General features: G+C 67.2%; 16 protein-coding genes. 9 read left to right on the forward strand and 7 right to left on the reverse strand.

Translation table 11 applies throughout. The features are described 5' to 3' along the window. Positions 1–26 precede the first annotated feature (26 nt). The 3 genes from ACQ1W9_RS13545 to ACQ1W9_RS13555 all read right to left on the reverse strand — a co-directional run bounded on the left by ACQ1W9_RS13545 (position 27) and on the right by ACQ1W9_RS13555 (position 4,788). Positions 27–3,029: an efflux RND transporter permease subunit gene (locus ACQ1W9_RS13545; protein ID WP_431023842.1), complete on the reverse strand. Its 3,003-nt coding sequence runs from the start codon at positions 3,027–3,029 to the stop codon at positions 27–29. After that, entirely contained in the window at positions 3,026–4,102 is a 1,077-nt protein-coding gene (locus tag ACQ1W9_RS13550) for an efflux RND transporter periplasmic adaptor subunit (RefSeq protein WP_431023843.1), read from the reverse strand. The genes ACQ1W9_RS13545 and ACQ1W9_RS13550 overlap by 4 nt, the downstream gene beginning before the upstream one ends. Before the next feature lie 80 nt (positions 4,103–4,182). Then, positions 4,183–4,788: a TetR/AcrR family transcriptional regulator gene (locus ACQ1W9_RS13555; protein WP_346061998.1), complete on the reverse strand. Its 606-nt coding sequence runs from the start codon at positions 4,786–4,788 to the stop codon at positions 4,183–4,185. 132 nt (positions 4,789–4,920) lie between these two features. On the opposite strand from ACQ1W9_RS13555, the gene mnmA reads away from it, so the two are divergent. The 6 genes from mnmA to ACQ1W9_RS13585 all read left to right on the forward strand — a co-directional run bounded on the left by mnmA (position 4,921) and on the right by ACQ1W9_RS13585 (position 11,870). Next, the gene (gene mnmA, locus ACQ1W9_RS13560; protein WP_431023844.1) at positions 4,921–6,051 is read left to right on the forward strand and encodes a tRNA 2-thiouridine(34) synthase MnmA; all 1,131 of its coding nucleotides are present in this window, start codon (positions 4,921–4,923) and stop codon (positions 6,049–6,051) included. After that, complete coding sequence (gene hflD, locus ACQ1W9_RS13565) at positions 6,048–6,686, forward strand: high frequency lysogenization protein HflD (RefSeq protein ID WP_346062000.1); 639 nt, start codon at positions 6,048–6,050, stop codon at positions 6,684–6,686. Before mnmA ends, hflD begins: the two co-directional genes overlap by 4 nt. Before the next feature lie 26 nt (positions 6,687–6,712). After that, positions 6,713–8,077, forward strand: coding sequence for an adenylosuccinate lyase (gene purB, locus ACQ1W9_RS13570; RefSeq protein ID WP_431023845.1), 1,365 nt, complete (start codon positions 6,713–6,715; stop codon positions 8,075–8,077). A gap of 219 nt (positions 8,078–8,296) precedes the next feature. Beyond that, complete coding sequence (locus ACQ1W9_RS13575; RefSeq protein ID WP_431023846.1) at positions 8,297–9,499, forward strand: JmjC domain-containing protein; 1,203 nt, start codon at positions 8,297–8,299, stop codon at positions 9,497–9,499. Beyond that, positions 9,492–9,923: a GNAT family N-acetyltransferase gene (locus ACQ1W9_RS13580; RefSeq protein ID WP_346062003.1), complete on the forward strand. Its 432-nt coding sequence runs from the start codon at positions 9,492–9,494 to the stop codon at positions 9,921–9,923. Before ACQ1W9_RS13575 ends, ACQ1W9_RS13580 begins: the two co-directional genes overlap by 8 nt. 354 nt (positions 9,924–10,277) lie before the next feature. Then, positions 10,278–11,870 carry an isocitrate lyase gene (locus ACQ1W9_RS13585; protein ID WP_431023847.1) on the forward strand — a complete coding sequence of 531 codons (1,593 nt, stop codon included), beginning with the start codon at positions 10,278–10,280 and terminating at the stop codon, positions 11,868–11,870. A gap of 493 nt (positions 11,871–12,363) precedes the next feature. Here ACQ1W9_RS13585 and ACQ1W9_RS13590 read toward each other — a convergent pair whose 3' ends face one another. Continuing rightward, positions 12,364–12,588: a hypothetical protein gene (locus tag ACQ1W9_RS13590; protein WP_346062005.1), complete on the reverse strand. Its 225-nt coding sequence runs from the start codon at positions 12,586–12,588 to the stop codon at positions 12,364–12,366. Positions 12,589–13,258: 670 nt separating this feature from the next. Here ACQ1W9_RS13590 and ACQ1W9_RS13595 point away from each other — a divergent pair. Next, on the forward strand, positions 13,259–13,726 hold the full coding sequence (locus ACQ1W9_RS13595; RefSeq protein ID WP_346062006.1) for a glycine zipper 2TM domain-containing protein: 468 nt from the start codon (positions 13,259–13,261) through the stop codon (positions 13,724–13,726). 110 nt (positions 13,727–13,836) lie between these two features. On the opposite strand, the gene ACQ1W9_RS13600 is transcribed toward ACQ1W9_RS13595, so the two are convergent. After that, entirely contained in the window at positions 13,837–14,121 is a 285-nt protein-coding gene (locus tag ACQ1W9_RS13600) for a hypothetical protein (protein WP_346062007.1), read from the reverse strand. Between the two features lie 215 nt (positions 14,122–14,336). Here ACQ1W9_RS13600 and ACQ1W9_RS13605 point away from each other — a divergent pair, with 215 nt between their 5' ends. Continuing rightward, entirely contained in the window at positions 14,337–14,819 is a 483-nt protein-coding gene (locus ACQ1W9_RS13605; protein ID WP_346062008.1) for an FKBP-type peptidyl-prolyl cis-trans isomerase, read from the forward strand. 61 nt (positions 14,820–14,880) lie between these two features. Here ACQ1W9_RS13605 and ACQ1W9_RS13610 read toward each other — a convergent pair whose 3' ends face one another. After that, on the reverse strand, positions 14,881–17,082 hold the full coding sequence (locus ACQ1W9_RS13610; RefSeq protein ID WP_431023848.1) for an FAD-dependent oxidoreductase: 2,202 nt from the start codon (positions 17,080–17,082) through the stop codon (positions 14,881–14,883). A gap of 154 nt (positions 17,083–17,236) precedes the next feature. Here ACQ1W9_RS13610 and msrA point away from each other — a divergent pair, with 154 nt between their 5' ends. Then, positions 17,237–17,842, forward strand: coding sequence for a peptide-methionine (S)-S-oxide reductase MsrA (gene msrA / locus ACQ1W9_RS13615; protein WP_431023849.1), 606 nt, complete (start codon positions 17,237–17,239; stop codon positions 17,840–17,842). Here the strand turns inward: msrA and ACQ1W9_RS13620 are convergent. After that, positions 17,764–19,026 (reverse strand): MFS transporter, encoded by a 1,263-nt coding sequence (locus ACQ1W9_RS13620; RefSeq protein WP_431023850.1) that lies wholly within the window; start codon positions 19,024–19,026, stop codon positions 17,764–17,766. The two genes, msrA and ACQ1W9_RS13620, sit on opposite strands and share 79 nt — an antisense overlap. Between the last annotated feature and the right edge of the window lie 76 nt (positions 19,027–19,102).

Consider the following 19,102-nt stretch of genomic DNA (forward strand, 5'->3'; position numbering starts at 1 on the left):
GCCCCCGACGATTGCCCTGTGCCTCCTCAATGCCTGATCAGCAGGCGATAGAGCGCCGGGATCACCAGCAGCGTCAGCAGGGTGGAGGCCACCAACCCGGAGATGATCGCCCAGGCCATCGGCGGCCACAGCGTCGATTGGGTCAGGGTCAGGGGTACCAGGCCGGCCACGGTGGTGGCCGTGGTGAGCAGCACCGGCCGCGTGCGCCGAGCCACCGCCGAGACCACCGCCTCGCTCACCGGCTCACCCTGATGCCGGTTGGCGTTCATCAGGTCGATCAGCACGATGGCGTTGTTGACCACGATACCCACCAACGCCACCACGCCGAGGATGGCGGTGAAGCCGAACGGCTGGCCGGTCAGCCACAACCCCGGCACCACGCCGATGATCGCCAGCGGGAGCGTGGCCAGCACGATAAACAGCTGGCGGAAGGAGTTGAACTGGGCCAGCAGGAAGACGATCAGCAACAGGCCACCGAAGGGCAGCGTCTGAAACAGCGCGGTATTGGCATCGCCGGCCGATTCCGCCGCCCCACCGAGGGTGTAGCTGACCCCGGGGGGCAGCTCGAGCGCCGCCAGGCGCGGCATAAGCTCGCCCAGCACCCCATCGTAGGTCCAGCCATCCGCCACCTCGGCCAGCACCGCCGTCATGCGCTGCAGGCCGCGATGCTGGATCACCGCCGGACGCCAGGATGCCTCCAGCGCGGCGATCTCACCGAGCGGCAATGAGCGTCCATCGGCCGCGGTCAGGCGCAACCCTTCGAGCCCCTCGTGGGGGAAGCGTTCACCCTCCGGGGCACGCACCAGCAAGGGGGCCGGGTCTCGCCCGGCACGCCAGGCGCTGACTTCGATCCCGCGGCTGGCACCGGCCAGGGCGCTGGCCACGTCGTGTCTCGAGAGGCCGTACTCGGCAGCGCGGGCATCGTCGGTCTCGACCCGCAGGGTGGCCAGTCCCTCGCCCAGACGATGACGCGCATCGCGAGCTCCCTCGGCCTCGCGCACCACGCCGAGGATACGGCCGGCGGCATCGGCCAGGGCGGTACGATCCTCACCGAACACGCGAATCTCCACCGGCGCCTCCAGCGGCGGCCCCTGCCCCAGCCGGCGCACCACCACTTCGGCCTCAGGCAGCCACTCCGGCGCCACGGCCCTCACCCAGGCCATCAGCGCGGGCAGGTCGTCGGCACCATCGGCCGCGACCACCAGTCGCGCCAGGTGCGACTGGCGCGGCTGCTCGACCAGGTTGTAGTAGAAGCGCGGCCCGCTGAAGCCGACGAAACGGTGCACCGCCTGCACCGCCGGACGGACGGCCAGCTCGGCGGCCAGCACCTCGGCCCGATAGGCGGTGTGATCGAGGTGGGTACCCTCGGGAAAGTTGAGGTCGACGACCAACTGGTTGCGATCGGTGTCGGGGAAGAAGTCGTGATCGAGCAGCGGCAGCATGGCAATGGCGGCCACCAGCAGAGCGCCCGTCCCCGCCAGCACCGCCAGCGGCCAGCGCACGGCCACCCGGCCGATACGCCGGCCTATGGCCTGGAGCCGCTCGCGACGTACCGCCGGCCGGGGCTTGAGGATGCCGGCGGCGAACACCGGGGTGACAAAGACGGCATAGAGGTAGCTCACCGCCAGGGTCAGCATCACCATGAGGGGAATGGCGCGGGTGAAGTCGGCCGTGTTGCCGCTGGACAGCAGCAGCGGCACGAAGGCGGCCAGGGTGGTGCCGGTGGCCGCCAGCAGAGGCGTGGCCAGCTCCCGCACCGAGCGGGTCACGGCCTGCATGGCCGAATGCCCCTGATCCCGGTGGTACTGGATGTTCTCGACCATCACGATAGCGTTATCCACCAGCATGCCCAGCGCGATCACCATGCCGGCCACGGCAATCTGGTGCAGCACGCCGCCCCCCATGGCGTAGAGAGCCAGCGAAGAGAAGGTCACCAGCGGCACGATCACCATCACCGCGAGCCCGAGCCGTAACCCCATGGACAGGAACAGCAGCACGCCCAGAATGGCAACACCCAACAGCAGCGACCGGCCCAGTTCCGCCAGGCGGCGCTCGACCCAACGCGGTTGATAGAAGGTCTCCTCGATGGCGAGCGGGGCATAGGCCGGACGCAATTCATCCATCAGTGCCTGCAGCCGCGCGCCGAAGCGCACGGCATTGACCCGATCGCTGGAGAGCACCAGCCCCAGCGCCACCGCCGGGCGACCGTCGTGCCACATCCGCGCGGTCGCGGGCTCGATCGGGGCCAGGCTGATGTCGGCCAGCTCGCCGAGTGGCACCAGCTCGCCCTGTCGGGTGCGAATCGGGGTGGTGGCGAGCTCGTCCAGGGAGCCGAACTCGGTGAGCGGATCAAGCACCAGGGAGCGTCCCGCCACCGCCAGGGTCCCGCCTGGGGAGGTCAGGTTGCGCACGGCGAGCTGATCGCCGAGCGCCCGGGCATCCAGTCCGGTCATCTCGGCCAGCGTATCGTCCCAGCCGACCACCACCTGCTGCCCCGGGTCGGCGAGCAGGTCGATGCGGGCAACCTCCTTGAGCCGGAACAGGTCGCGGCGCAGGCGCTTGGCCGCCTCGCGCAGCTCGAGCAGATCGTCCGAGCCGGTCACCGCCAGCACGATGCCGTGGGTATCGGAGTCGCGATCGCTGATCTCGGCCTCGCCCACGCCGTCGGGGAACTGGCGTGTGGCGCGGTTCACGGCGATACGCACCTGCTCCCAGGCGGCATCGGTGTCATAGACGTGCTCGTGCATCTCGAGGGTGACGTGGGCCACGCCGAGACGCGCGGTGCCGATGATGTCGCTGACCTCCTCGACCTGGGCCAGCGCCTCTTCGAGGGGGTTGAGTACCAGCCGCTCGACCTGCTCCGGCTCCGCGCCGGGATAGGGCACCAGTACCTGGCCGAAGCGATAGGGAAAGAACGGATCCTCCTGACGATCCATCGCTATCCAGGCCACCAGGCCTAGCAGGGCCAGCAGCAGCGTCACGGTCAGGGTCAGGCGTTGGTAACGCAGCGAGGCGAGCAGCCAGCTCATGGCAACACCCTCACCCGCATGCCCGCTTCCAGGCGTCCCTGCCCCGCCGTCACCACTCGGTCACCCGGCGCCAGCCCCTCGCCGTTCACCGAGACCCAGCCGCCGGCCAGGCGTCCCGGCGTCACGGGCGTGCGCCGGACCCTGTCGTCTTCGTTCAGCGCCAGCACATAGGGCGCACTGCCGGAGGGATCGACCACCGCCGCCAGCGGCACCCGCCTGACCGGCGGCCCGGCGATCTCGAACTGCACCCGTACCGGCTCGCCCAGCGCCGGGGCGGACTCGGCGGGAAGGGCGATGATGACCGGGGCCAGGGTCTCTCCCGCGCGCCCGACATGGACGACCTCTCCGGCGATGCGCTGGGCGCCGAACGTCGGCGCGACGCTGGCCGCCTGCCCGGGTTCCAGCCGTACGGCAAGATTCGCCGGCACACGGATCGCCACCTCACGCTCGGCCACCCCGGCCAGGTGCAGGATCGGCTGACCGGCCGCGACGAAATCGCCGGGCTCGGCATCGAGGTCGGTCACCTCGGCGGCGAAGGGCGCACGCAGCGTCAGTTCCTCGAGCTGCGCCCGGGCCTCGTCGCGCCGAGCCAGGGCCTGCTCTCGCGCCTGGGCCAGGGCCCCACGCTCCGAGCGCAGCCGGTCCAGGGCCTCTTCGCTACTGAGGTTGCGCTCGCGCAGGGTACGGGCGCGTTCCACATCGCGCCCCAGTCGGCTCAGGCTGGCATCGAGCTCGCGCACCCGCGCCTCGGCCGCGGCGAGTGCCGGCGCCATGGCCGGGTTGTGCAGCATGGCCAGCGGCTCCCCCTCCTCGACCCGCTGGCCGCGCACGACGTGGCGCTCCCGCAGCACGCCGTCATGCAGGAAGGCGGGAGCCGCACGCTCGCGAGCCCGCACTACACCGGGAAAGCGATACCTCACCTCGTCCGGCACCAACCGCACCGCGTCACTGCGCACGCCGGGCAACGGCGCCTCGATTCGCTCGAGTGGTGCCGATGTCGCATCACAGCCCACTAACAGAGCCGCCGCCAGCATCAGCGACACCGCCAGGCTTGCACGCTCCCCCTTCCTCATCGCCCCACCCTCCCTCGATCGGTGTTGATTGGCCCGCCAATGAACTGGCCGACCGGTCAGTTACCGCCGCAAAAAAACGCCTAGTCCCGGGGCGTTACGCCTTCCATAAAGATCTTCAGGAAATCTTCCAGGAAAGCCTCGTCGGACCCCATGCCCGGCCAGCTCTCGTGATGACACTTGGCCTCGAACCACTGGGTGCAGGTCATCACGAAGACCGCGATCACGTGGGTCGGGTTGATATCCTGACGCAGCAGGCCACGCTGCTGGGTCTGGCGAATCCACTCGGCCCCCGCCCCCACCAGTTGATGATCGAGCTCGCCGCAGTGACTGTCCCCCTCCAGATGGGTCCAGGCGAACAGCCGCACCACGCCGGGGTTGTCGCGCAGAAAATGAAAATAGGCTTCCACGGAGTGTCGCAAGAGCAGCGCATCCGGTTCCCCGGCCTCCTCGAACAACGCCATCTGGGCCGTGAAGTAGCGCTCGAAGGCACGATTCTTGACCGCCTCCCACAGCCGCTCCTTGCTGCCGAAGTGGTGATGAATGAGGCTCTTGGTGACTTCGGCCGCACGCGCCAACTCGCTGAGCTTGACGGCGGAGAAGCCCTGCTCGACGAACAGGGCCTCGGCCGCATCGAGAATGCGGGCCCGGGTCAGTTCGGGGTCACGGGTCTGGATTTTCTGGTTCATGCGGCGAAGATAGCCCTAACTGGCCGGCCGGTCAATTATTCGCGCGACCATCACCCGCGGATGAGCCCGACCGCAACATGCGGTATAATCCCCGACCATTTGATTTGCGACCCATTCAACCCGAGAGCGCCCATGACTGCCCCCCCTGGCAAGGTCATCGTCGGCATGTCCGGCGGTGTCGATTCATCCGTGTCCGCCCTGCGGCTCCTCGAGCAGGGCTACCAGGTCGAAGGCCTGTTCATGAAGAACTGGGACGAGGACGACGGCACCGAGTACTGCACCGCCAAGGAGGACCTGGCGGATGCCCAGGCCGTGTGCGAGAAGCTCGGCATCAAGCTGCATACCGCCAACTTCGCCGCCGAGTACTGGGACAACGTCTTCGAGCACTTCCTGGCCGAGTACCGGGCCGGACGCACGCCGAACCCGGACATCCTGTGTAACCGGGAGATCAAGTTCAAGGTGTTCCTGGACTATGCCGAGATGCTCGGCGCCGAGAAGATCGCCACCGGCCACTATGTGCGCCAGGGCGAGGCACTCGGCCGCCTCGACGGCGAGACCCGGCCGCGGCTGCTCAAGGGGCTGGACCCCAACAAGGACCAGAGCTATTTTTTGCACGCCGTGCCGGAGGCCGCCATCGCCCGCACCCTCTTCCCGGTGGGCGAGCTGGAGAAGCCCGAGGTGCGCGCCATCGCCGAACGCCACGACCTGGTGACCGCCCGCAAGAAGGACTCCACCGGCATCTGCTTTATCGGCGAGCGGCGCTTCCGCGACTTCCTGCAACAGTACCTGCCGGCCCAGCCGGGACGCATCGAGACTCCGGAGGGGGAAGTCATCGGCGAGCATCTGGGGCTGATGTACTACACCCTGGGCCAGCGTCAGGGACTCGGCATCGGCGGCCTGCCCAACCACTCCGAGGCGCCCTGGTACGTGGCCGCCAAGGACCTGGAGCGCAATGTGCTGGTCGCCGTCCAGGGCAAGCACCACCCGCTGCTCTATAGCGACAGCCTGGCCACCGAGGCCATGGACTGGGTCGCCGGCAGGCCGCCGGCAATCGAAGCGCGGCTCACCGCCAAGACCCGCTACCGCCAGTCCGACGTGCCCTGCGTGATGCACGCTCGAGACGACGGCGGCGTCGAGGTCCGCTTCGATGCCCCCCAGCGAGCGGTGACCCCGGGCCAGTCCCTGGTGCTCTATGATGGCGAGATCTGCCTCGGCGGCGGGGTGATCCGCGCGACCTGGAACCGGGCGGAGGCCGCCTCATGAGCCCGACGCCCATCCATCGCTCCGCCGATGATGCCACCACCCGCCAGGCCCTGGCCCTGGCGGGGGTCTTCCAGGCCGCCCGGGTGGTGGACGAGCTGGCCCGCACCGGCCAGGCCGACGAGCGCGCCTGGAACACCCTGCTCCACGCCACCCTGGATACCGACCCGGAGAGCTTCGAGGCGATCTATGGCGGCCACCCCAACCACCTGCGTCAGGGCCTCGAGGTGCTGGAGGCGGTGCTCGGGCGCCGCCAGCAGAACCCGGTGGTACTGCGCTATGGCTTCTCGCTGCTGCTGCTGATGAACAAGCTGCGCAAGAACGACCGGATGATGGCCACCCTCGGCCAGGAACTGCCGCGCATCCAGGGCCAGGCCGAACACTTCGGCGAGCAGCACGAGAACGTGGTGGCCAGCCTCGGCGAGCTCTATCAGCAGACCCTGTCGAACTTCAAGTACCGCATCGTGGTGCAGGGCGACCCGGGGCTGCTGCAGAGCCGCGGCATGCCGGAGCGGGTGCGCGCCGCCCTGCTCACCGGTATTCGCTTCGCCCTGCTCTGGCACCAGCAGGGCGGGCGGCGCTGGAAGCTGATCTTCCAGCGCAAGGCCATGCAACGCGCCCTCGACGCCCTGAATTGACCCTTCACCCAGTACGGATCGAACCCATGCAACTCTCTGCCCTTACCGCCCTCTCCCCCGTCGATGGCCGCTATGCCGACAAGGCCGCGGCCCTTCGTGAACACTTCAGCGAGTTCGGCCTGATCCGGGCCCGGGTCACCGTCGAGATTCGCTGGCTGCAGGCCCTGGCCGGCCACTCCCAGATCACCGAGGTGCCGCCGCTTTCCGCCGAGGCGGTGGCCTTCCTGGAGGCCCTGGTGCGCGACTTCTCGGTACAGGACGCCGAGCGCATCAAGGAAATCGAGCGCACCACCAATCACGACGTCAAGGCGGTGGAGTACTTCATCAAGGAGAAGATCGAGGGCCAGCCGGAACTGCACGCCATCACCGAGTTCGTGCACTTCGCCTGCACCAGCGAGGACATCAACAACCTCTCCCACGCCCTGATGCTCAAGGGCGGCCTGGCCGAGCTGCTGCCGGAGATGCGCCGGGTCGTCGACGAGGTGGCGCGCCTGGCCGAGGCCCACGCCGACCAGCCGATGCTGTCGCGCACCCACGGCCAGACCGCCAGCCCCACCACCCTGGGCAAAGAGATGGCCAACGTCGCCTACCGCCTGCGCCGCCAGCTCGCGCAGATCGAAAGCGTCGAACTGCTGGGCAAGATCAACGGCGCCGTGGGCAACTACAACGCCCACCTGGCCACCTACCCGGAGATCGACTGGGCGGCCCACGCCAAGGCCTTCGTGGAAGGGCTGGAGCTGACCTTCAACCCCTACACCACCCAGATCGAGCCCCACGACTATATCGCCGAGCTGTTCGACGCGGTGTGCCGCTTCAACACCATCCTGATCGACTTCGACCGGGACGTCTGGGGCTATATCTCCCTGGGCTACTTCAAGCAGCGCACCGTGGCCGGCGAGATCGGCTCCTCCACCATGCCCCACAAGGTCAACCCCATCGACTTCGAGAACTCCGAAGGCAACCTGGGGCTGGCCAATGCGGTGCTCGGCCACCTGGCCCAGAAGCTGCCGATCTCCCGCTGGCAACGCGACCTCACCGACTCCACGGTGCTGCGCAACCTGGGCATGGGCCTGGCCTACGGCCTGATCGCCTACCAGGCGACCCTCAAGGGCATCGGCAAGCTGGAAGCCAACCCGGCGCGCCTGGCGGAAGACCTGGATGCCAGCTGGGAGGTGCTCGCCGAGCCGATCCAGACGGTGATGCGCCGCTACGGCATCGAAAAGCCCTACGAGAAACTCAAGGAGCTGACCCGCGGCAAGCGCATCGATCAGGCCGGCTTCGCCGCCTTTATCGATACCCTGGCGCTGCCCGACGCGGTCAAGGCCGAACTCAAGGCCCTGACTCCCGCCGGCTATATCGGCAATGCCGTCGAGCAAGCGCGTAAGCTCTAAGCGCCGAGCGCCGAGCGCCGAGCGCCGAGCGCCGAGCGCCAAAAGGATCAGCGGCGCCGGGGACAGGCCTGAAGAGAGTCCGATTACCAGGGAAGGAATCGGTAGCGTACAGGGAGGTATTTACAGCGCCCTCGTACAGGCCTGTCGCCGGGACAGCCGCGGCTCGAAGCCACGACTCCAAGCCACCAAGGCTTCTGCGTCAATAACGAGGTGGTCCCCATGCCCTCCAATACGCCACTGCCCATGCTCGGCGGCCTTAGCGCCGCCGACTTCCTGCGCGACTACTGGCAGCGGAAACCGCTGCTGATTCGCGGTGCCTTCCCCGATTTCCAGTGCCCCCTGGAGCCGGACGAGCTGGCCGGCCTGGCCTGCGAGGCCGGGGTGGAGGCACGCCTGGTGGAAGAACGAGGCCCCCAGGGCCCCTGGCAGGTCAGCCACGGCCCCTTCGATGATCCCACCTTCGCCAGGCTCCCCGAGCGGGACTGGACCCTGCTGGTCCAGGCGGTGGATCACTATGTCCCCCAGGTGGCCGAGCTCCTCGAGTCCTTCGCCTTCCTGCCGCGCTGGCGCCTGGACGACATCATGATCAGCTACGCCCCCCCGGGCGGCAGCGTCGGCCCCCATGTCGACCAGTACGATGTCTTCCTGCTGCAGGGCAGCGGCCAACGCCGCTGGCAGCTGGGTGGCCGCGTCGCCGATGACGCCCCCATCCTCGACGGCATCGACCTGCGCATCCTCGAGCGCTTCGACGTCACGCCGGGAGAGGACTGGCTTCTCGAGCCGGGCGATATGCTCTATGTGCCGCCGGGCTGGGCCCATCATGGGGTCAGCCAGTCCGCGGACTGCATGACCCTCTCGGTGGGCTTCCGGGCGCTCTCCGCCGACGAGGCGGTGACCTCCTTCGCCGACTACCTGGGCGAGCAGTTGCCCGCCTCCCTGCGCTACGGCGATACTGGCATGGCCCCGCCCGCCGACCCCGGCGAGCTCGACGACGCGGCACTCGAGCGCATACGCCGGCTGATTCTCGAGACCCTGGACGCCCCCGAGCAGCTCGCCCAGTGGTTCGGCCGGGTGATGACCCAGCCCAAGTACGTGGATCAACTGGTGCCCCAGGAGACGCCGCTCGCCGCCGACGACCTTGTCGCCGAGCTACAGGACGGCGCCTGGCTGGAGCGCAGCCTGGGCTCGCGCTTCGCCTGGCGCCAGGAAGCCGACGGCCGGACCACCCTCTTCGTGGACGGCGACGGCCTGGCCTGCGATGCCGACCTGGCCCGCACCCTGGCCTCCCAGGCCCCGCTGGATGCCCGGACCCTGACCTACCCCGGCGCCGCCGCCCTGCTGGTCGAGCTGCTCAATCGCGGCAGCCTCGCCTGGCCCCTGGACGAGGCGGCGCTCGATGACGAGGAGAACGACCATGAGTGATGCCATCACCATTCACCAGGGCGACTGGGAGGAGCTCGGCGACACCGCCGGGCCCATCCGCCACCAGGTCTTCGTGGTGGAACAGAAGGTGCCCGAGGAGGAGGAGTGGGACGGCCGCGACGCCATCAGCCTGCACTTCGTGGCCTACCGGGATGAGGTGGCGGTGGGCGCCGCCCGCCTGCTGCCGGATGCCCATATCGGCCGGGTGGCGGTGCTCGCCGAGGCCCGCGGCCAGGGCGTCGGCCAGCGCCTGGTGGCGGCGGCGGTGGAGGCCGCCCGCACCCAGGGCCACCCCAGCGTGGAGCTCTCCGCCCAGCTGCATGCCCTGCCTTTCTACGAGCAACTGGGCTTCGAAGCCTACGGCGACGACTTCCTCGACGCCGGTATTCCGCATCGCAATATGCGCCTCTCCCTGGTGGATTGAGAGTGGATTGAGTTTCCACCCTCTCCATGTCCAAACGGAAAGTCACTACATAATGAGGGCCTCCCCCGGCCCTCTTGTAGTCATACTACAACCCCTTCTTCCCCTAAGTGTCGATTGTTGAGCCCAGTAACCATGGGCCATAGTGCTTAGCAAGCCCGGCAAAAAACGTTCGTTTGATAACGACCCTGTAGTCGAGCATTAAACATTCGTTTTAAACCGGCACAACCTTCGACCAAGGCAGCAGAGACAAAACCCCGACGCTGGTCGACCCTGAAAGCACTTCGCAGGTGCAGCATCGCTCGACACCTGTGGGTTCCCGGCGAAGGCTCGATACCACTGAGGAAGGAAGGCCCCATGTCATACCAAGACGATATCAAGGCACTGACCCAACTGCGCGAGGCCATGGGTAGCGGCTGGGCGAGCATCAGCCCCGAGAACGCCGCCCGCCTGCGTGCCCAGAACCGTTTCAAGACCGGCCTGGACATCGCCAGGTACACCGCCAAGATCATGCGTGAGGACATGGCCGCCTATGACGCCGATACCGCCCAGTACACCCAGTCGCTGGGCTGCTGGCACGGCTTCATCGGTCAGCAGAAGCTGATCTCCATCAAGAAGCACTTCGGTACCACCAAGCGCCGCTACCTCTACCTCTCCGGCTGGATGGTGGCCGCCCTGCGCTCCGAGTTCGGCCCGCTGCCCGATCAGTCCATGCACGAGAAGACCAGCGTGGCCGGGCTGATCGACGAGCTCTACACCTTCCTGCGCCAGGCCGATGCCTGGGAGCTCAACCATCTGTTCCGGGCCCTGGAAGAGGCCAAGGCCGCCGGCGACATGGCCCGCGCCGCCGAGCTCGAGGCCCAGATCGACAATCACGAGACCCATGTGGTGCCGATCATCGCCGATATCGACGCCGGTTTCGGCAACGCCGAGGCTACCTACCTGCTGGCCAAGAAGATGATCGAAGCAGGCGCCTGCTGCATCCAGATCGAGAACCAGGTCTCCGACGAGAAGCAGTGCGGCCACCAGGACGGCAAGGTCACCGTGCCCCACGAGGACTTCCTGGCCAAGATCAATGCCGTGCGCTACGCCTTCCTGGAACTGGGCGTGGACGATGGCGTCATCGTCGCCCGCACCGACTCCCTGGGCGCCGGCCTGACCCAGAAGATCGCCGTGACCAAGGAGCCCGGCGACCTGGGCGACCAGTACAACGCCTTCCTGGACGGCGACGAGATCGAGAGCGCCGCCGATATCGACAACGGCGACGTGGTCATCAAGCAGAACGGCAAGCTGGTCAAGGTCAAGCGCCTGGCCTCCGGGCTCTACCAGTTCAAGCCGGGCACCGGCGAGGACCGGGTGGTACTGGACTGCATCACCAGCCTGCAGAACGGCGCCGACCTGCTGTGGATCGAGACCGAGAAGCCCCACGTCGGCCAGATCGCCGGCATGGTGAACCGCATCCGCGAGGTCTGCCCGGACGCCAAGCTGGTCTACAACAACTCGCCCTCCTTCAACTGGACCCTCAACTTCCGTCAGCAGGTGTTCGATGCCTGGGAGGCCGAAGGCAAGGACGTCAGCGCCTACGACCGCGCCAACCTGATGAGCGCCGAGTACGACGCCACCGAACTGGGCCGCCTGGCCGACGAGTGGACCCAGAACTTCCAGCGCGATGCGGCGCGGGAGGCGGGGATCTTCCACCACCTGATCACCCTGCCCACCTACCACACCGCGGCCCTGTCCACCGACAACCTGGCCAAGGGCTACTTCGGCGACGAGGGCATGCTGGCCTATGTGGCGGGCGTCCAGCGCCGCGAGATCCGCGAGGGCATCGCCACGGTCAAGCATCAGGACATGGCCGGCTCGAATATCGGCGACGACCACAAGGAGTTCTTCCACGGCGATGCAGCCCTCAAGGCCGGTGGCAAGGACAACACCATGAATCAGTTCTGATCATGGCACTACGGTGAAACTGGATTTTGGGGAGGCGATCGCCTCCCCTTTTTTATCTCTTTTCCCCCTCCCCCTAAACTCCCTCTTCCCTGCCTCCTTATTAACCTACTGGCTTCGCTATTAATGGTGTCGATAACATGGTCCTTCCCGACCCCCGACATTATATCGACGCGATACCGACGCCATCTCACCAGACTCTTCTCTTCTGCCCGGGCCCCTCCTTATCGAGGCATCGCGCACCATGGTGTCACTTCCCTCCAGTCCCTGACTTCAACCAATAAGCGAGAAGCGGGTTTGATGGAGTCGTGCATAAGACCTCAACGCACAGTCGACGACGTCTTGCTTCAGGCGTCAAAGAAGAGCCAAGGATAACCTTAGCGGCCAAGGAAGGAGAGGATACAACGACCGACGGATAGGGAGTGCCCGGGTGCACAGGCACAAAAAACCACCCTCGCCGGATGGCAAGGGTGGTGGGGGCGGGGCAGCGAGGGGGCTATTCCTCGTCGACGGCGGCCGCGCGGGCCTCTCCGGCATGAACTTCTTCCCACGCCTCATCGAGGGTGTAGCCCATACGAGTATCGATGGTATCGATCACCTCCAGGGCATCCTGCAAAGAATCATGTTTACCCTTCAGGGCAATCACCAGCCTGGCCAGGTCCTTCTTGCTGAAGCTGCTGGCGATAAGGTCGGCTTGTTGGCTCAGTTCGGTGCAGTTCATATGTTATTCCTCATGTAAGGTCATCACTGCCCAGGGAGGTCCGCCTTGGGCAGCCATCTTCGATGGCGATCGGGTGCCTTAGCTACTTTTGCCGGGCCGGGTAAGCGCCCGGTACTGCAACTGCGATGGGTCACAAGCGTTAAAAGACCTTCGCCTCTGGCGCCCGGATCAAAGGAAAAAGGCGCCTCGGTCGTAGCTGGGATCAGGCCAGTGAATCGGGGTAACAATCCCCTGCCCTGAACCGTGATTTCACTATGGTGCAGTGCAAGAAATCCCTCAATGCGCCATTGGCCGCAGCGCCGGTTGTAGCCGGACTACATCGACACCAACCAGTGAGGTGGAAGGTAATTTACTTACGGGAGAGGAAGAAAATAGAGAGGAAGAGGTCATTCTGTTAGTGCGGCAAGGCCTGAAAGGCGACCGGGATTTGACGCCAACTGCGCACAATGTACAACCCCACCTACGACCAATGTCCGATGACTTCCACATTCCTAGGGCGATTTCGGGCTAGAATGGTCGGCACATGGCCGGCTGACGCTGGTCAAAACTCCATAGCTTGGATAGACTCGAGTTAACAAACAGCGTTTTCTAACCTGATAGCCCCGCCGCGGGCCACCACGGGCTCCGACCCAGAGTGAGCGGCTCAGCAGTACAACCCAGGAGGTTTTCCATGAAACGTCTTCTTCCCATTCTTGCCATCGGTGCCCTGACCCTGGCCGGCTGTGCCAACACCGCCCCCTATGGCGGTAATGTCTACCGGGGCAACCAGGCCCAGACCGCCCAGAGCGTCACCTTCGGCACCATCACCGCCTTGCGCCAGGTGCAGATCCAGGCCGATAGCCCCAGCGGCAACCTGGTCGGCACCGTGGGCGGCGGCGTGATCGGCGGCATGCTGGGGCATCAGGTGGGGGGCGGCTCCGGCCGTCAACTGGCCACCGCGGCCGGCGCCATCGGTGGCGCCATGGCCGGCTCACGCATCGAGGATTCCGTCAACCGTACCGCCGGCTGGGAGATCGAGGTGCGCAAGGACAACGGCCAGAGCGTCGTGGTGGTCCAGAAGGCCGACCAGGCCTTCCAGGTAGGCCAGCGGGTACGCCTGATCGGTAGCGGCGCCAGCATGAGCGTGGCGCCCTACTAAAGTAAGCCACATGCCCACACCATAACGAAAAGCCCGCAGCCAAGGCTGCGGGCTTTTGCGTATTTCATGGTGCGGCGTCTCGGGATAAGAGCTCCCCCGGGGCTTCGGCCTTAGTGCAGCTTGGCCTTGCTCATGGCCCAGCACACCAGCTTGCCGCCGAGCCAGACCACCAGGCCGATCACGATCAGGACCAGTAGCATATCCACGGGGCGTACGATAAAGGTGGCCCCCAGCACCGCCAGGGCCGGGCTCCACACCCAGCGCTCATCGGTGCCGGTGCGCAGCACCTCGGGCATTTTCTGCTCGAAGAAGCGGCCGAGGCCATGCTCCCAGCGCTTGAGGCTCAGCAACAGGATAAGGGCAAAGCTGATCAGCCAGATCAGGGTCAGCGTCATGGTCGCTCTCCGCGAGTCATCGGTCGATGTGTGATAGGGGGAAAAGTGGTGAAGCTAGGGTAGCCCCGCCATCCGGGCCACGCAACCGCCCCGGGGCGGCTTGAATCAACGTCATGCCATGGGCCGGGAAGCTGAAAAAAATCCCTATCCCCCTGACAGCCCCCGACTCGCCACGTTACCATTGTCAGGACATGCACTCATCGAAAGGTTCCTCAATGCAAATCGCACAAAATGCCGTGGTCGCGTTCCACTACACCCTGACCAACGACGCGGGTGAAGTGCTGGACAGCTCGGAAGGCCGCGACCCGCTGACCTATCTCCATGGCGCCGGGAACATCATCCCCGGGCTGGAGAAGGAGCTGGAGGGACGCGAAGCCGGTGAAAAGCTGCAGGTTACCGTGGCCCCCGCCGAAGGCTATGGCGAAATCCAGCCGGCGCTGGTGCAGGAAGTGCCCCGCGACGCCTTCCAGGGCGTCGAGGAAGTGCAGCCGGGGATGCAGTTCCAGGCCCAGACTCAGGGCGGTCCGCTGATGGTCACCGTGACCCAGGTGGAAGGCGACACCGTGACCGTGGATGGCAACCATCCGCTGGCCGGCCAGACCCTGAACTTCGACGTCGAGATCGCCTCCGTGCGTGAGGCCAGCGACGAAGAAGCCGAGCACGGCCATGTGCACGGCGAGGGTGGCGTCGAGCACTAAGCGCGACGCGCCAGACGCATCGAGAAGGGGCAGCCATTGGCTGCCCCTTTTTCGTGCCCCGTCAGCCCCGGGAGGGCTGCCTGGGTGGCATGGGCGCCCCACGACCACGCCGCCGCCAGGCGAAGTAGCGCCGCAACCCGCCCAGCAGGCGCTCGGGCTTGTGGGCATTCTTCCATACCCCGGCGCTGGCCTTGGCCGCCTCGGAGAAGGTCGGGTAAGGATGGATGGTCCCCAGCAGCTTGTTGAGGCCGATGCCCTGGGTCATGGCCAGGGTAAACTCGCCGAGCAGCTCCCCCGCCCCATGGCCGACGATGCTCGCGCCGAGGATGCGATCCCGGCCCGGCACCGTCAGCACCTTGATAAAGCCCCGGGTCTGCCCATCGGCGATGGCGCGATCCAGCTCGCTGAAGTCATAGCGAGTCACTTCATGGTCGATGCCCTCGCGTCGCGCCTGACGCTCGTTCAGCCCCACCCGCGCCACCTCCGGGTCGCAGAAGGTCACCGCCGGCAGGCTGCGGTAACTGACCCGGAAGCGCTTCACCTCGCCGAACAGGGCATTCACCGTGGCGTGCCAGGCCTGATGGGCACCGGCATGGGTCAGCTGATAGGGCCCCGCCACATCGCCGCAGGCCCACACATTGGGCAGCAGGCTGCACAGGGTCTCGTCCACCGCCAGGGTGCCATCGGGGCGGGTCTCGATGCCCAGTGCCTCCAGCCCCAGGCCATCGACCCGCGCCTCACGGCCCGCCGCCACCAGCAGGCGATCGAAGACCAGCCGCTGCCGCTCGGGGCCCTGGTCGCCGTCCCGCTCGATGACCAGCACCTGGCCCGCATCGCCGTGGCTGGGACCGGCCTCGATGGACACCGCCCGCCAGCCCAGGTGGAGCGACACTCCCTCCTCGCGAAGCTGCCCGGCCAACACCTCGGCGACATCGGCGTCCTCCCGGGGCAGCAGTTGGGGCCGGCGCTGCACCAGGCTGACGCGGCTACCCAGGCGCGCGAAGCTCTGGCCCAGCTCACAGCCGATGGGGCCGCCGCCCAGCACCACCAGGCGCTCGGGGAGCGACTCGAGTTGCCAGAGGTTCTCGGAGGTCAGCGGTTCGATGGTTTCCAGGCCCGGCAGCGCCGGCAGCCGGGGCCGGGCCCCGCTGGCGATGATCACATGCCGTGTCGTCAGGGTGCGCTGGCCGACGCTGACCTCCCAGGGCGTCGTCAGCCGCGCCTCGCCCTGGATCACCTCGACGCCCAGTCCCCGGTAGCGTTCGGGGCTGTCGTGGGGCGCCACCTGGCGAATGGCGTCATGCACATGGGCCATAACCGCCGGGAAATCGACCCGCGGCTCGCCGGCGTGAATGCCGAAGCGCGGCGCCTGGCGCACCTCCTGGGCCAGGCGGGCAGCGCGAATCAGCGCCTTGGAGGGCACGCAGCCGGTGTTGAGGCAGTCGCCGCCCATCGTGTCCCGCTCCACCAGGGCCACCCGGGCCTTGAGCGCCGCGGCGATATAGCTGGCCACCAGGCCCGCCGAGCCGGCGCCGATCACCACGATGTCATAGTCGAAACCCTGCGGCTTGGCGTAGCGGGCCGCCAGGCGGCGGCGCTTGATCAGGGCCACCAGGCCCCGGGCCAGCCAGGGGAAGAGGCCGATCAGCACGAAGGAGGCGATCAGGCTCGGCGAGAGGATGCCCGAGAGCGACTCCAACTGCCCCAGCTCACGGCCGGCATTCACATAGACCAGGGTGCCCGGCAGCATGCCCAGTTGGCTGACCCAGTAGAAGGTGCGCACGGGCAGGCGGGTCAGCCCCATCACCAGGTTGATGACGAAGAAGGGAAAGAGCGGAATCAGGCGCAGGGTAAAGAGGTAGAAGGCCCCCTCGCGACGAATACCGGCATTGATGCGCTCCAGCTGCCCGGCGAAGCGCCGCTCCAGGGGCGCCTGGGCGAGGGTCCGGGCGATCAGGAAGGCCAGGGTCGCGCCCAGGCTGCTGGCGAAGGAGACGATCACCAGCCCCCAGCCGAGCCCGAACAGCGCCCCGCTCAGCAGCGTCATCAGCGTCGCCCCGGGCAGCGAGAATGCCGCCATCAGCACATAGAGGACGAAGAAACCGCCCCCCACCCGCCAGGGCTCCTCGGCGAACCAGGCCTGGAAGTCGGCCTGCTTGGCCTGAAGGTTCGCCAGGGTCAGGAACTCGTGGGCACCACTGAGGAAGAAGGTCGCCACGGCGATGGCCACCAGGGTAAGCAGGAAAAAACGACGCCGCTGCATCACGAGAGTCTCCAAGACGGGAAAGAGGGACCAGGCAAGCTTGCCTGCACTTGTGCCTTGAGTCACCCGGCACGGCCTTTCCTTACAGCCGTGGCGGGGAACCCTTCGCGGCACGACGGGTCTCCTAGACACCCCCCAGCGACGAGGATTCCCCATGCGCCCCCTCTCTGCACTCCTGTTGACTCCCCTGCTCCTCCTCGGCGCTTTCGCCCAGGCCCAGGAGCCGGCCCGGGCGGTCTTCGCCGGGGGCTGCTTCTGGTGCGTCGAGGAGGCCTATGACAAGGTCGAAGGCGTGCTCTCGACGACATCCGGCTTCAGCGGCGGCCAGGTAGAGGCCCCCAGCTACCAGCGGGTGGTGGCCGGCGGCACCGGCCATGCCGAAGTGGTGGAGGTAACCTATGACCCCGACGTGGTCGACTACCAGGACCTGCTGCATGTGTTCTGGCGCAATATCGACCCCTTCGCGGTGGATCGCCAGTTCTGCGATGCCGGCGACTCCTACCGCAGCGCCCTCTTCCCGATGAATGCCGAGCAGCGCGAGCTGGGCGAAGCCAGCCTGGCCGCCGTGGAGGAGCGCTTCGGTCGCGAGGTCGCCACCGAGATCAGCGACTTCGAGGCTTTCTATCCCGCCGAGGCCTATCACCAGGATTACTACCAGAAGAACCCGCTGCGCTACCGCTTCTACAAGTCCGCCTGTGGTCGCGATGATCGCCTGGCGGAGGTCTGGGGCAACGAGGCCGGCGGCCTGCCGCTGCCCTGAAGTGGCCGGTCGCTGGCCCAGCGCCCCAGGGCGAGGGCGATGCCCAGGGGCACCAGCAGCAGGGCCAGCGAGGCCGCCACCACCCCGGGCCACTGCCAGAGCCGCCAGAAGGGCTCCAGGTACAGGGTGCCGAGGCTGGCCCCCAGGTAGTAGCAGACCAGGTAGAGCGCCGAGGCGCTGCCCCGCGCGCCCCTGGCGTGCAGCCCCACCCAGGCCGAGGCGGTGGCATGGGCCAGGAAGAAGCCGAAGGCATTGAGGGTCAGGGCGGCGAGAATTCCCGCCAGGGAATCGCTCAGGGTCCCCAGGCTGCCCAGCATCAGCAGGCCGATGCCCAATGCCATCACCCGGGGCGGGGAGAAACGCCGCGTTATCCGCCCCGACAGCGAAGCGCCCAGGGTCCCGCCCAGATAGGTCAGGAACAGCAACCCCAGCCAGCGCGACGAGAGCCCGTGGGGCGCCTCGCTCAGGCGAAACGTCAGGTAGCTGTACTGGTTGATAAAGACCAGGAAGCTGAGCCCGCCGAGCAGGTAGGCCCCCAGCAGCGGCGGATGCCGCAGCTGGGCGGCCAACCCGGCGGCGATTGCCCGGGGCGCCAGGGGAGCAGGCCGGAAGTGCCGCGCGCGGGGCAATAACCACCAGAACAGCGCCACCCCGACCAGGCTGAGGCCGCCGATCAGCAGGAAGGCGGCCTCCACGCCCCACCACTCTCCCGCGGCGCCGCCCAGCAAGCGCCCACCGATCCCCCCCAGGGTATTGGCGCCGATATAGAGGCCCACCGCCGCACTCAGCGCCCGGGGCTCGAACTCGTCGCCCATCCAGGCGATGGCCACCGCCGGCAACCCGCCCAGCACCAGGCCCTGGAGCACCCGCAGCAGCAGCAGTCCCTCGAAGCCAGGCACCAGCGCCAGGCCCAGGGTGGCCAGAGCGCCAAGCAGCAGCGTCAGGCGCATGATGGCACCCCGCCCCAGGGCGTCGGAGAGCGGACCGAAGCCGAGCAGCGCCAGGGCCACCGCCAGGGTCGCCGCGGACATCACCAGGCCCGCGGCCAGGGTCGAGACGCCATGCAGCTCGCGCAGTGCCGGCAGCAGCGGCTGGGGCGCATAGAGATTGACGAAGACGATGATGGATCCCAGGCAGAGGGCCAGGGTGGCGCGCCACCAGGCGCGGCTGTGCAGTGGAATCATGACGGGCTCCGACTTGGCAGCCCATGATCGCCGTCGCACAATGGATAAGTGAAACCGTTTATTTAGATCACAGCCA

This window comes from Halomonas sp. H5 (assembly GCF_050613175.1).
Lineage (GTDB): Bacteria > Pseudomonadota > Gammaproteobacteria > Pseudomonadales > Halomonadaceae > Bisbaumannia > Bisbaumannia salifodinae.